Raw genomic sequence first — 13,578 nt, 5'->3', positions numbered from 1 at the left:
TTCAGCGCTTGAGCCACCCACCCGTCAGGGCATCGGCGAGATAGGGAATCCCGTTGACCCGCGCCATTTCCGACATGGCGAGATTGTCGTAACGGATATTGCGAAAATGAACCTGCCAGCCCCGCGCCGTTTCTTCCAGAACCGCGTAGCTTGCGAGTGGATGGCCAGCTTCGACGTGGTGATCGAAAGGCGTGTCATCTTTCCAGCCGGGGCAACCGACGCTGCCGGGATTGACGATCAGCCGGCCATTGGAAAGCTGGACCACGCGGGGAATATGCGTGTGGCCGCACAGCATGAGCGGCTGGCTGATACCTGCCGCCCTCTCCTCTATTTCGGCAAGTGGCCGCAGTTTCAGCACACCTTCCGGCGACAGCGTTTCGAGCCAGTAATCGAGGTCGCCGAGCGGCGAACCATGGCAGCAATAGGCAACATCCCTGAACACCATGCTGAAGGGCAAGGTTTGCAGCCAGTCCACATGGGCTGATGTGAGCTGCGCATGGGCAGGCCGCTCCCAGCTGCCCATCTCTTCAGGCGCGCGCTCGATCAGTTCCCGGTCGTGATTGCCGCGAACGCTGGGTATCCAGTTGCCGACAAGCACGTCACCGGTAAATCCAGCCTCCAGCGGACCGCTGAAGCAATCGCCGAGATTGACGATGTCTGTTATGCCTTGTTTCGCAATATCCTCCAGCACGGCTTCCAGTGCTGCGCAGTTTCCGTGAACATCGGCAATGGCGGCAAAAATCATCGGCGTCAGCTTCCTCGATAGGTGGAGTAGCTATAGGGCGAAAGCAACAGCGGCACGTGGTAGTGGCCACTTTCATCAGCAATACCGAAACGAATGGGGATGATGTCGAGAAAGGCCGGTTCTGCCAGCGCGACGCCCTTGCCACGCAGATAATCGCCAGCATGGAACACCAACTCGTATTCGCCTGCCTTGAAACTGTCGCCAACGAGCAGCGGCCCGCCATCGACACGGCCGTCATTGTTGGTCGTCACCGTCTTCAACTTCTCGCGGCGATCACCGGAAAGCCGGTAAAGCTCGATCGTCAGGCCTTGCGCCGGTGTTCCATGGGCGGCATCGAGGACGTGGGTTGTCAAACCGGTCATAGGTTGGGCTCCGCGATCACATAGGGCTCGTCAAAAAAATACTCTTCGAGATTGTTACCCGGCCCCTCGCGATCGGCAACCAGGAAGTCCGAAACCGCCAACAACGGCATCAGCGGATAATGCCAGACATTACGACGGTAATTCACGCCCTGATCGCCCCGCGCCAGAAACACCTGCGGCCGGTCGGGCTTGCCGCCGTCATCGTCCGCTACAACCACAAGGAAAGGCTTACCCGAGAGCGGCGAAAAACTCTGGCTGCCGAGCGGATGCCGCTCCATCATGTCGATCTTGTGCGGAAAAACGCGGGGTTGACCGCGGAAGATGTTGAGAATGATGCGCGCACCCTCACCCGCAGCCTCCGGCGCTGCAAGCGCATGATGCCGCTCTGTCTGGCCGCCGTTGATATACCGCATGGAGGACAGTGTTGTTTCGATGACATCACCGAAAGGCGCAAACGCCTCTTTGGTGAGAGGCCTTATCTCAAGAAAATCGGTCAAATATCATTCACCTTGGGCATGCCAGTTTCGAAGGAGGGATAATCGCGTCTGCAAGTCCGGAATACTCTGCTTTATCGTTTTCCAGACGACCGAAAGCTCCGCCCGGAAGTAATCATGCACGATCAGATTGCGCATACCCTTCATCTTCATCCAAGGAATGTCAGGGTGCTGCTGCAAAAACGCTGGATAGTGCCTGTCGATTTTCGCGACGGCCTCGCCTATGAGGGCAAGACCCATCATCACCGCCATCTGTGTGCGCGTGTCGCGTGAAAAATCGTCCTCATTCATATCCCGGATGAAATCTCCAATACGCGAGGCAGCAACGTCAATTTCTTTGAGGTAGAGCAGTAGCCGGTCCGTGCTCATACCGCTTTGGCTTCCTGCAGAACGCGGGCGCGGATGTCAGGGCGCAGGCCACCGGAGGTGACAACATCGACCTCGACGCCAAGGAGCGCCGACAACTCCTCCAGCAACCCGCCGAGATCAAACAGCGTGGTCCCCGGCAGCGCATCCACCAGAATATCGAGATCGCTGTCCGGCCGGTCTTCTCCGCGGGCGACCGAGCCGAACACGCGCGGGTTCGCCGCATTGAAGCGCTTCGTCGCGTCGCGGATCGCCTGCCTGTTCTTTTCCAGCGCCTCGGAAGGCCTCATGATGTCAATCTCCAGCCAGCACGATCCTACCAGAACCGTTCGAACTCGCCAATTCAGCCTTCCGGCAGCATGGCGGAAAGACGCAGCCGGGCAATCTTTTCCACCTGCGCCGTCGCAGCCTCAAACTCTTCAGCCGCATCATTACCGATGCGGGCTTCGAACGCGGAAAGAATATCGTGCCTGTTGAGCCCTTTCACCGCAATGATGAAGGGAAAACCGAATTTATCGGTATAGGCCCCGTTCAAGGCAGTGAAGCGGGCATGCTCCTCCGGCGTCAGTCGATCCAGCCCTGCGCCGGCCTGTTCGTTCCGGCTGTCGGCAGTCAGTTCGCCGGCGATCGCCAGCTTGCCGGCCAGATCGGGATGCGCCCGCAGTACGCCGAGCTTTTCCCCGTCCGTCGCAGCGCGAAATTGCGCACGAAGCGCAGCGTGGACCGCCTTTGCCGTCAGCTCAAGGCCGGCCCCGCCCGCATCATAAGCCCGTTCGGCGATGAAGGGCGAATGCTCGAACACACCGCCGAAGCGGGCGACAAATTCCTCACGCGTCACCATCACAGCGCCTCCGGCTTGTGGTGTTCATGCCAGTGCCGGGCAATTTCGATGCGTTGCGGTATCCACACCTTCTCGTGGTCAAGCACATAGTCAATGAACCGGCGAAGCGCTGCCGCACGCCCGGGGCGACCGACGAGACGGCAATGCAGACCGACGCTCATCATCTTCGGCGCGCCCTCGACGCCTTCCTGATAAAGCACGTCGAAAGCATCTTTCAGATAGGTGTAAAACTGGTCACCGGAATTGAAGCCCTGCGGTGTGGCAAAACGCATGTCATTGGTTTCAAGCGTATAGGGAATGATCAGGAATGGCTCATCCTTCAACCCCTTCACCCAATAGGGCAGATCATCCGCGTAGGAATCCGATGAATAAAGAAACCCGCCCTCCTCCATGATGAGGCGCAGCGTGTTATCGGAAGGCTTGCCCTGATACATGCCATAGGGACGCTCGCCGGTTACCTGCGTATGCAGACGCACGGCCTCGAGGATGTGCTTGCGCTCTTCCTCCTCGGAAAAGTCCTTATATTCCAGCCAGCGATACCCGTGGCTGGCGATTTCCCAGCCCGCCTCCTTCATCGCTGCCACAGCTTCGGGGTTGCGGGCCATGGCGGCGGTCACGCCATACACGGTTGTGGTGACGCCAAGGCCGGTGAACATGCGCCACAGCCGCCAGAAACCGGCGCGCGAGCCGTATTCGTAGATCGATTCCATGTTCAGATTGCGCTGACCGGGCCAAGGCTGGGCACCGACGATTTCCGAAAGCAGCGATTCCGACGCCTTGTCATTGTCGAGGATGCAGCTTTCGCCGCCTTCCTCGTAATTGATGACGAATTGTACGGCGATACGCGCCCCGCCCGGCCATTTCGGATCAGGCGTCTCGCGACCGTAGCCTACCAGATTGCGGGAGTAATTTTCGGAAATCATTCAGCCACCCAGACCATCCATCCCGCACCGGAAACCGATGCGGGAGACGAAAAACAGACCTTCAAAACGTGACGTGCCGGAACGGAAACACACGCTTCGAATATGCGATATCCGAACGGTAGCATCCGCATCTGGAATGTCGAGATCAATTTTGCCGACATTCCGATGCTTTTTTGTATACGATTGTGTCGATACGTTTTTCAGGCGATTTTGCGGGCGGAAACGCGGCCCATCGGGTGCAGCGAATGTACGCGGAAAGGTGCGCCCGGCTCATCTTCTATGAAGAGCGCGAGGCTGGAGAACTGGATAGGCCGCGCAAGAAGCGGCTCGAAAACCTTGCGCACGGCCCGCTCGATACGCTGGCAGCTCGCTGGCTCAACGCCGCCAGTCAACGACATCTGGAACCGGAATTCGTCCATCACATGCGGGCTGCCCCAGCGATGCAGGTTTGTAAGCTGTGAGGCCGACAGCCGGTCCGGATCCGCCCGCTCGATTTCCGCATCCGACAGGGGCGCACGGTAGTGGTCGAATTCCTGCACCACGCGCGCGGCAAAGAAATGCAGCACCTCACAGGGGCGCTCCGGTACGAGGCTGAAGACGTTCTCGTGACGAGCTACCACCAGTTGCGGTAGCGTGAAGGGCTGCTGCCTGCCGGAAAAATACATGAGGTCGCGCAGCAGCGCCGCCTCGGACTGGCCTTCCGCAAGTCGAAACGGCGCCTTGATCGTACCGTGGAAACCATAACGGCGTGGAAGCGCCGTGTGGTATGAAATCTCCTGCATGCCGAGGTCGATCATGCCAGGCGGCTCCACCGATTGACCGGAATAGACATCGCGCCCTAGCCATGCGGCAGCGGCCGCCGTCAGCGGGTCATTGGGGGAAGGCGTGAAATGAATGGCGTATCGCATGCGCTGTCACCTCGCCGCCAATGCGGACAAACCGGCCTCTTTGCAGGCCAGCAGATACGTGATTTGCGTGACAGATTAACGACGTAAGGTGTCCTATCAGAGCTTTGCGAAGTCCGCGGAGGCAATGCTCACGTGGTGTTGAAGGCCAAAGCCCGCGGGGAGGACCGGCGTGCGACCACAGACGACCTGCAACGCGGCCTCGGCCAGAAAATGCGCAAGGCCGAAGCTCACCTTGAAGCCACCGGAAAGCGCAACGAGCCTGGGACGGCCAGGGATCGAACCAACCATCGGATCCCTCCCAACCGCCTTCGGCCGCAGCCCGGCCCAGCGTTCCAGCACTGGTGCGCCGGCAAGTGAAGGCACGATGGCGGACGCCTCTGCAAGCAGCTTTTCGAGTTTTTCATCGGTGCTGAAAGGATCGAAAAAACAATCTTCGCTGGTACTGCCGATCGCAACGGTGCCGTCTTCATGCGGGACGATATAGAGACCGTTCAGGAACACGACCGGCATCGCCGGATCGGCTGCAGCGTCAAGAAGCGCCGCCTGCCCCTTCACCGCCTGTCCGAGCGAAACCCTGGCCTGCAGGCCCAGCGCATCGCGGATCAGCGGAAAAGAACCGTACCCATTGGCGACAATGACATGGCCAAAAGAAATCTCGTCGCCCGAGGACAGTACCGCCCGCCCGGCATCAGCCTCGAGCGACGCAACCGCGACGCCCTCAGCCATTCGCACATGCTGCGCCCTGCCAAGGGTAGCCGCCAGAAGGGCGATCATCGCCCGTGGCGAAACGCGTGCCGCCAGTGTATCGAAGACGAAACCCGCCTCACCCGCTGCGTCATCCACCCAGCCCGTGACCGAGGGGCTGTCGCCGACATGCCAGCTGAACCGACGATCACCCGACACCCAGTTCTCTAGCGCATCCTTCTCATGCCGCTCGGCAATGGCGCGAAGATGCGGTTTGGGCAGCGGAATGATGCGGCCAGAGCGACGATAACCGGCGGAAAGGCCGGTCTCGGCCTCCAGCCTGGCAATTTCCTCTTCCAGTGCAACAAGAGCATCAAACTGAAACTGCTTCTTGTCCGACCAGCGGTCGGGCATATGCGGCATAAGCGCGCCCAGAAGCCCGCCACTTGCGCCGCTGCCGGCACGCTCCGCCTCGACCAGCAGCGCCTCGATGCCGAGCCGCTCCGCCTTCACGGCCGCCCACAGTCCCATGACGCCGCCGCCAACGATGAGAAGCGGCACCGACGTCGGCAATCTTGGCGATTGACCCTGTTCGAAAGCGGGATTATCGGCTTTAGCCATGACACATTCCAACGACACTTCAATCCCGGCAGGCATCTCGGCTGACAGCCAGACTGGCACGACGACGGGTTCGCCAAACGGCGAAACCGCCGAAACCACCAGCGCGCTCGACTGGCGTGACGGGGATATGCCCTATTCGAGGGCCTTTGACGACCATTTTTATTGCCAGACGGATGGCAGGCTGGAATGCGGCCATGTCTTCCTGTCCGGAAACGGCTTGCCAGACCGCTGGCGCGAATGGGAGGGGGGCTTCCGCATCGGCGAACTCGGTTTTGGCACCGGGCTCAATCTCTGCGAGACCTGGCGGCAGTGGAAAGAGGTTCGCAACAGTCGTTCCAGACTGCATTTCGTCTCCTTCGAACTTTACCCGATGACGGCAGACGAGATCGGCCGGGCGCTGTCCCGCTGGCCGCAAGTGGATGCAGAGAGAAAAGCACTAACGTCTCTGTGGCCTGCCGAGCCGAGGGGTCGCGTCGATATTGAACTCGACGATCAAACGCAGCTGACGGTCGTCTGCGGCGAAGCGCTTGCCGGCATCGCGGGCAGCGAGGAAATTTTCGACGCGTGGTTTCTCGATGGCTTCGCACCCGCGCGTAATCCTGACATGTGGTCACTGGAGATCATGCAGGCGCTTTTTGCGAAGACCTCACCCGGAGGCACATTCGCGACCTATGCCGCTGCAGGCTTTGTGCGACGCAACCTTATCGCCGCCGGATTTGACCTGGAGCGTCGCAAGGGCTTTGCCGGCAAGAGAGAGATGCTCTGCGGCACCAAGAGGTAGCGTTGATGAGCGCCAAAATCGGCGCGGCGTCCGTCAGACGACAGGCAGGTCGCGCCGTGGCATTTCCTCGCCCAGCCATTGCGCAATCTTGTCTTCGAGGATTTCGGGGCTGATCGGCTTCGACAGGTAATCGTCCATGCCGGCCTGCAGGCAAAGCTCGCGATCCGCTTCCTGCGTATGGGCGGTCACGCCTATGACAGGCACATGCCGTCCATCGCCAGCGGCCTGTTCGGCGGCGCGTATGGCGCGGGTGGCCTGGTGCCCATTCATGACGGGCATCGAGACGTCCATGAGGATGACGGCGGGGTTATGCTCTTCCCAAGCCTGTACCGCCTTCTTGCCGTTGCCGACAATCAGGAAACGCAGGCCCGCCTGCTGCAGGATCTGGCTAAAGACGATCTGGTTGACGTCATTGTCTTCGGCCACCAGCACGTCGAGAAGGAACGGACGGCGCCGGTCTGGAGCGACGACCGGGGGCGCGGCGCGCTCCTTTTTGTCGGAAGACGAACCCTCCGGTCGGACGGGGAAATTGCCTGATGGCAAATGCGCGGCATGTCCGTGGGCGCGTTTGAACCGGACGTCTCGCACCACGTCGAACAGGGTGGAGCGCAACAGCCGGGCCCGAGCCGGCTTCATCAGATGCGCCTGCACGTTGAGATCGGCAAACAGCGTTTCGTCACCGACGACATCCATGGAGGTGAGGAAAACGATGGCGATTTCGTCGAATCGGGCATCGGCGCGAATTCGCTCCACCACATCCAGCCCGTTCATGATCGGCATGTGATAATCGAGAATGATGGCATCAATGACAAATCCAAGCGCCACCGCTTCTTCCAGCACCGCGATGCCGGTAGGCCCGTCACCCACCGCGTGGCCATCGATCCCCCAGCTTTTCAGCTGCTCGGTCAAGATGCGGCGGTTGACGTCGTTGTCATCGACAACGAGAACCCGGATATCCTCGATTGCCTTCGAAAACAGCGGAAGCTCCGTCCGCTTTTCCGTGACCTGAAACGGAATATTGACCTCGAAAGTAGAGCCCTTGCCGACATCGCTTGCGACATTGATTGCCCCATCGAACAGGCCCACCAGACCGACTGTGATCGCCAGCCCGAGCCCCGTACCCTCGTGCCGGCGCGTTGCGGAACCATCGACCTGGCTGAACTTGTCGAAGATGGTTTCGATCTTGTCGGCGGGAATGCCTATGCCGCTGTCTTCGACCCGCAGGGAAAAAATCGTTTCGGAAGTTTTCGTCGCGTGGGCGGAAAGCTCGACCAGCACGTGACCCGTTTCCGTGAACTTGACGGCGTTTCCGACGATATTGGTAACGATCTGCCGAAAACGCCCGGCATCGCCGATAACCTTGCCGGCAACCGAGGCATCGATGCGAACGATCAGCTCGATGTCCTTCTCCAAAGCCGCCGACGACAGAAGCGACACAACATCTTCAACCGCTTCCGCCGGATCGAACGGCATGTTGCGCAGCTTCATCTGGCCCGCCTCGATGCGCGAGAAATCGAGAATGTCGTTGATGATGGTCAGAAGCGCGTTGCCCGATTTGACGATGATATCGGTAAAGGTCTTCTGGCGCGTGTCGAGCTTGGATTTGGCCAGAAGCTCCGCCATGCCAAGCACACCGTTCATGGGCGTGCGGATTTCATGGCTCATATTGGCCAGGAACTCCGATTTGGCCCGGTCCGCCGCTTCGGCGCGCGAAAGCAGGCGCTGCAATTCCTCTTCGCGCACTTTCATCTCAGTCACATCGGTGACGATGATGAGCCAGTAATTGCCGGAACTGTTGGTCGCCTCCAGATTGAGCCAGCTTTTGCCCGCCACCTGGATGAGCCAGGAAAACGGCCGGTTGGCCGCGATATTCTCTCTCCAGGCGGAAAGGGTCGCAGCCGCCTCCTCGGCGGTGCCGAAATCGCCGCGGCCGGCGCAATGGGAAAAGAATCCCGACCAGTTTTCACCCTTATCCAGAAGATGGGGCGGCACATCGAACATGCGCGCCATTGCCTCGTTGGACATGATGATCGTACCCTGCTCGACAAGCACCAGGCCCTGCGCCATGGCGCGTGTCGCGCCCTGCATATATTCGCCGACACGCTCCAGCTCCGCCCTGGCTTTGCTGATCTCCGCATCGCGCAAGCGCACATCGGTAACGTCGGCATAGGTACTGAGGATTTTACCGCCCTCGAGGCGGGTTTTCGAGATGACGGTGACCTTGCCGCTTTTGCTGCGTACCTCGCGTGGCGCAAACCCCTCCGTGTTCAGAAGCCGGTGCACCCGCTCGCCATAGACCTCCTCAAATGATTTGTCGCCATAGTCATAGAGCCCACTGTCGTAGTTCAGCTGCATGAAGTCGCGATAGGTCATCCCGACGAGCGACGTCCCCCCGCCGATCTCTCCCCACACCTTGTAAAAACAGGGATTGATATATTCGATCACGAGATCGGCGTTGAGCAACAGCACCCCGACCGGCAGCGCGTGGAGAACAGCCTCAAGCTGGCGGTGCAGCGCCTCTGCCTCCGCCCGCGCGGCGATAAGGGCGTTCTCCCTCTCCTGCAACAGGCTCACATCGGTGACCGAACCTACCAGATAGTAGTCATTGTCGGGCGTCGCGACGCGGCCGAGCCGGGTGATGATGGGGATGGTGCCGCCATCGGCAAGAGAAACGCAGCCTGTCTTTTCTATCGACTCCCCGGTTTCAAGGATATGCTCGTTTTCCAGACGGAATTGCTCGCCTTCCTCAGGGAACATATCGCTTTCGGTTCTGCCGATATGATCGGCGAGGCTGCCATCCAGAAATGTCTCATAGGCCGCGTTGGCAAAGGTCAGCCGCCTGTCTTTATCCCGCAGGAAGACACCGACCGGCAATTGCTCGAGCGCGGCGCGCAACAGCCAGGTCTCGCGGATCTGCGTGTTCAGAAGCGTCTCGTGCGCCTTGAACTCGGTGACATCCACTCGCAGGCCGACCAGCGTGCCATCTTCCAGGCGCTTGTTGACCATGCGCACCCAGCGTCCGTCGGCAAACTGCTCCACCCTTTCGAGATAAGGCAGCGCAAAATCCCGCAGCTGCCCCTGCATCCACCCTTCGAAATCCGGATCGTCTTCCTGGACGGTGCGATAGCCGCTCGAGAAATAGAGCGCCTTCATCAGCGCTTCGAGCCGTATGCCCGGCGTCAGCTCAACGCCAAAGGCCCTGTAAAACTCCGCGAAACGAGCATTACAATAGACCAGCCGGTTTTCCCGGTCATAAACAACGATACCGGCATCGATGAAATCCATCACGCCGCTGGTGAAAAGCAGATCGGACGCATCGCCGACGGCCGACGGTGCCGCCAGCACCGGCGAGGGCATTTTTTCAAACACCTCGAAAAGAAAAAGATTGCCGTCGTCGCCGATGAAGCGCTCGCAGCGCAGGTTGCCGGACACCGTCGCGGTATGGCTTGCAATGGTCTCGTCGGTGGCAAAGACCAGCGCGCGACGCTCCCGGTCCTCACGCTCGGCGTCGCGGTTATCACCCGACAGGGAAAAACTGGTGCGGCCCTTCAAAAGGCCGGGCGGATGTCCAAAAAGGCGACCATAGGCCTCATTGGCCGTGACATAGCGCAGCTCGCTGTCCTTGACGCACGCCGGCAGGTCCAGGACAGCGACGGCCCTGCAAGCCTTTTCCAGCAACCCGCCACCCTCGGTCAATCGATACTCCACATCCTGCAGTCGATCCTTGCCGAATCAAATATTTCCCGGCGTCGTCGCAAAAACGTTATGTGATAAAAGCGATCTTTGCTATGTATCCATCGGTACAGTGATCCTTTTTTAACCATAATTCTTGACCGCGCCATCCCCTCGCTACACCTGCCGAAAGCGGGTGCGCATGGCTGCCATGCGCGTCGCGACAGCCCGCTTACAAAACTATCGCTTGACTTTAGCGCATAAAACGCCCACATCCCCGTCAAGCTTTCACCATCGGCAGCCGCGTGAGCTGCAGCGTATGACCGGAGAAAAGTCCTCGAACGGATCCGGCCCGCATGAAGGAAAAGCGCAGAGACTACAGAAGACGGCATGTGCCGCACTGATGCGCAGAAAGTTATTCCAACCCACAAGTTCCCAATTCACGCGGGGTTCTTGACGCCGAAACCGCCGGACAGCAGCCCTGTTCCGGACGATTGTTTTTTGGCGCCCCGAAAGGCATTATATTGACCAGTTTTAGCGAACTCGGCCTCTCCGAAAAGATTGTCGCCAGCGTTACCCAGCTTGGCTATACGACCCCTACTCCCATTCAGGCAAAGGCCATCCCGCTGCTGCTCGAAGGCCGCGACCTGATCGGCCTCGCACAGACCGGCACCGGCAAGACCGCCGCTTTCGGCCTGCCGATCATCGAAATGCTGATGAAGCAGGCGGACCGCCCGGCAAACCGCACCTGCCGCACGCTGATCCTTGCCCCGACCCGCGAGCTGGTGAACCAGATCGGCGAAAACCTGCGCGCCTTCGTGAAGAAGACGCCGCTGCGCATCAACCAGGTTGTCGGCGGCGCGTCGATCAACAAGCAGCAGCTCCAGCTGGAGAAGGGTACGGACATTCTGGTGGCCACTCCCGGCCGCCTGCTTGATCTCATTGCCCGCAATGCCATTTCGCTCTCCAAGGTCACCTATCTGGTGCTTGATGAAGCCGACCAGATGCTCGACCTCGGCTTCATCCACGATCTGCGCAAGATCTCGAAGATGGTTCCGGCCAAGCGCCAGACGCTGCTCTTCTCCGCCACCATGCCGAAGGCAATCGCCGATCTCGCCCACAGCTACCTGACCGATCCGCTGAAGGTCGAAGTGACCCCGCCCGGCAAGGCAGCCGACAAGGTGGAGCAATATGTCCACTTCGTCGCCGGCAAGAACGACAAGACCGAGCTTCTGAAGAAGTCGCTCAACGAGAACCCGGATGGCCGCGCCATCGTGTTCCTGCGCACCAAGCACGGCGCGGAGAAGCTCTACAAGCATCTGGAACATATCGGCTTCAAGGTCGCCTCCATCCACGGCAACAAGAGCCAGGGCCAGCGCGAGCGCGCCCTGAAGGGCTTCAAGGATGGCGAGATCAAGGTTCTGGTCGCAACCGACGTCGCGGCCCGCGGCATCGACATCCCAGCAGTGACGCACGTCTTCAACTACGATCTGCCGGAAGTGCCTGACGCTTATGTTCACCGCATCGGCCGTACCGCCCGTGCCGGCCGCGACGGCATCGCCATTGCTTTCTGCGCACCGGACGAGACCCGCCTGTTGCACGACATCGAAAAGCTGATGAAGATCGATATTCCGGTTGCCTCTGGTGAACGTCCGGCCGGTCTCGCAAGCCCCACGCGCCCCAACAACAACCGCGGCGGACGCAACAACAATGGCGGCCAGCAGCGTGGTCCGCGCGAGGGTGGACGCCATAACGGTGAAACCCGCCCATCGCGTCACCATGCCCCGCGCGAAGCGGACAATGATCTCGAGGTCACGTCCGACTTCAAACGCGTCAAGCAGGCTGAAGGCGACGCAGGCCGCCCGGCCGGCCCGCGCAAGCACCGTCGCCCGGCCCGCAAGCCCGGTGGCAGCGGCGCCAACCGCCACGCACCTGCCGGCGGCAACGGCCAGGAGAAGCGTGCTTCCGGCAACGGCAATCGCGGCCGTAACCGCTAAGTTGCTATGAGGCGCTCGGCGCTGCCGCGCCTTTCTTCTCCCCGCCGGGGAGAAGGTGGTCCGAAGGGTCGGATGAGGGGCCAGCTCTCCATATACTGCTAGCCTCGCCCCCTCATCCCGCTGCCGCGGACTTCTCCCCCTCGGGGAGAAGAAACAAGCGGCACCCGCTCGGTCTATATGCGGTTGTCGTGCACCCAGGCGCTTTTAAATTTCACCCCGCAAGTCCAGGCTTTGCGGGGTTTTCTTTGTCTTCAACCGCCCTCGGCAACTGGCCGACGTCTCGACGGCAAAGTCATGGCCAGCACGCCTGCGATCACGCAGACCAGCCCCACCCACATGGCTGATGTCGGCACTTCCCCCAGAAACACCATGCCGATGGCAACACCGACCGGCACCCTGAGATAAGCCTGCGAGGTCGTGCCCACCGAGCCCAGCGTCTGCATCAGCCGGAAATAGATCATGAAGGCGAGCGCGGTGGAAAAGACGCTGAGGCACACAAGTGCCGTCAATGATTCCGCCGAAGGCGACAAGGTCCAGGGTCGGTCAACGATCAGGCTGACGGGAAACAGCAGAACCGCACCGCAGATCAGCGAGCCGGCTGCCGGCATGATCGGATCGAGCCCTTTGAAATTTTTACTGAAAATGGCCGCGCAGGCATAGGAAAACGCTGCGGTCAGCACGGCGAACTGGCTCCATAGCGCGTCGCCCGCTCCGTCAAGCGCTTCCATGCCGATGATGAGGCACACGCCCGTCATGCCGGCAATGGTGCCGAACAGCTTGCGGCCGCTCACCGCCTCGTGCCGGATGACAAGCGCGGTGAGAAGGAAGGTGAAGATCGGCGTCGTGGCATTGAGAATGACGGCAAGCCCGGCATCGATGCTCTGTTCCGCCCAGGCGATCAGCGTGAAGGGCAGCACGCTGTTGATACAGGCCTGGATGAAGAACAGCCGCCACGTCGCAACATCCGTGGGCAAGCGCAGCCCGCGCAGCCGGATGACCGCGAGAAGCAGCAGACCGGCAATCAGCGTGCGCGATGCGATGAAGGTGATGGGCGGGATGGTCTCCACCCCGATCTTGATGAAGGTGTAGGAAGCGGCCCACAGCGTGGACAGCAGGGCGAGAAACAGCAATTCACGGGCGATGGTGTTCTGGGAGGTCACGGATCAATTTTCCAACTGCATTTA

13 protein-coding genes are annotated in these 13,578 nt (G+C 60.3%); 2 read left to right on the top strand and 11 right to left on the bottom strand.

Annotated features, from left to right (window positions below):
- Window position 1 precedes the first annotated feature (1 nt).
- The 9 genes from FS804_RS13895 to FS804_RS13855 all read right to left on the bottom strand — a co-directional run bounded on the left by FS804_RS13895 (window position 2) and on the right by FS804_RS13855 (window position 5,944).
- Window positions 2–745, bottom strand: a complete 744-nt coding sequence (locus FS804_RS13895) for a metallophosphoesterase (RefSeq protein WP_144577129.1) — start codon at window positions 743–745, stop codon at window positions 2–4.
- 5 nt (window positions 746–750) lie between these two features.
- Window positions 751–1,107 (bottom strand): hydroxyisourate hydrolase, encoded by a 357-nt coding sequence (uraH, locus tag FS804_RS13890; RefSeq protein WP_063950755.1) that lies wholly within the window; start codon window positions 1,105–1,107, stop codon window positions 751–753.
- Window positions 1,104–1,604, bottom strand: a complete 501-nt coding sequence (locus FS804_RS13885) for an ureidoglycolate lyase (protein ID WP_144577127.1) — start codon at window positions 1,602–1,604, stop codon at window positions 1,104–1,106. The genes uraH and FS804_RS13885 overlap by 4 nt, the downstream gene beginning before the upstream one ends.
- 3 nt (window positions 1,605–1,607) lie before the next feature.
- On the bottom strand, window positions 1,608–1,970 hold the full coding sequence (locus tag FS804_RS13880; RefSeq protein ID WP_144577125.1) for a DUF86 domain-containing protein: 363 nt from the start codon (window positions 1,968–1,970) through the stop codon (window positions 1,608–1,610).
- Window positions 1,967–2,257, bottom strand: coding sequence for a nucleotidyltransferase family protein (locus FS804_RS13875; protein WP_063950758.1), 291 nt, complete (start codon window positions 2,255–2,257; stop codon window positions 1,967–1,969). The genes FS804_RS13880 and FS804_RS13875 overlap by 4 nt, the downstream gene beginning before the upstream one ends.
- 53 nt (window positions 2,258–2,310) lie before the next feature.
- Window positions 2,311–2,808, bottom strand: a complete 498-nt coding sequence (gene uraD, locus FS804_RS13870; protein ID WP_144577124.1) for a 2-oxo-4-hydroxy-4-carboxy-5-ureidoimidazoline decarboxylase — start codon at window positions 2,806–2,808, stop codon at window positions 2,311–2,313.
- Window positions 2,808–3,731, bottom strand: a complete 924-nt coding sequence (gene puuE / locus FS804_RS13865) for an allantoinase PuuE (protein ID WP_144577122.1) — start codon at window positions 3,729–3,731, stop codon at window positions 2,808–2,810. The genes uraD and puuE overlap by 1 nt, the downstream gene beginning before the upstream one ends.
- A gap of 200 nt (window positions 3,732–3,931) precedes the next feature.
- Window positions 3,932–4,639, bottom strand: coding sequence for a DUF1045 domain-containing protein (locus FS804_RS13860; RefSeq protein ID WP_144577121.1), 708 nt, complete (start codon window positions 4,637–4,639; stop codon window positions 3,932–3,934).
- A gap of 96 nt (window positions 4,640–4,735) precedes the next feature.
- Window positions 4,736–5,944, bottom strand: a complete 1,209-nt coding sequence (locus tag FS804_RS13855) for an FAD-binding oxidoreductase (RefSeq protein ID WP_144577120.1) — start codon at window positions 5,942–5,944, stop codon at window positions 4,736–4,738.
- Here FS804_RS13855 and mnmD point away from each other — a divergent pair.
- Complete coding sequence (gene mnmD / locus FS804_RS13850) at window positions 5,943–6,725, top strand: tRNA (5-methylaminomethyl-2-thiouridine)(34)-methyltransferase MnmD (RefSeq protein WP_144577119.1); 783 nt, start codon at window positions 5,943–5,945, stop codon at window positions 6,723–6,725. The two genes, FS804_RS13855 and mnmD, sit on opposite strands and share 2 nt — an antisense overlap.
- 33 nt (window positions 6,726–6,758) lie before the next feature.
- On the opposite strand, the gene FS804_RS13845 is transcribed toward mnmD, so the two are convergent.
- Complete coding sequence (locus FS804_RS13845) at window positions 6,759–10,421, bottom strand: response regulator (RefSeq protein WP_144577118.1); 3,663 nt, start codon at window positions 10,419–10,421, stop codon at window positions 6,759–6,761.
- Between the two features lie 500 nt (window positions 10,422–10,921).
- Between FS804_RS13845 and FS804_RS13840 the strand changes: the two genes are divergently transcribed.
- Window positions 10,922–12,394 carry a DEAD/DEAH box helicase gene (locus FS804_RS13840; RefSeq protein WP_144577117.1) on the top strand — a complete coding sequence of 491 codons (1,473 nt, stop codon included), beginning with the start codon at window positions 10,922–10,924 and terminating at the stop codon, window positions 12,392–12,394.
- 251 nt (window positions 12,395–12,645) lie between these two features.
- Here FS804_RS13840 and FS804_RS13835 read toward each other — a convergent pair whose 3' ends face one another.
- Window positions 12,646–13,554, bottom strand: a complete 909-nt coding sequence (locus FS804_RS13835) for a DMT family transporter (protein WP_144577116.1) — start codon at window positions 13,552–13,554, stop codon at window positions 12,646–12,648.
- Between the last annotated feature and the right edge of the window lie 24 nt (window positions 13,555–13,578).

Origin of the sequence: Agrobacterium sp. DE0009, assembly GCF_007680755.1 — a bacterium.
GTDB classification, from domain to species: domain Bacteria; phylum Pseudomonadota; class Alphaproteobacteria; order Rhizobiales; family Rhizobiaceae; genus Agrobacterium; species Agrobacterium tumefaciens_B.
Note: the sequence above shows the minus strand (reverse complement) of the source record. Positions and strands in the feature narration are given on the sequence as shown.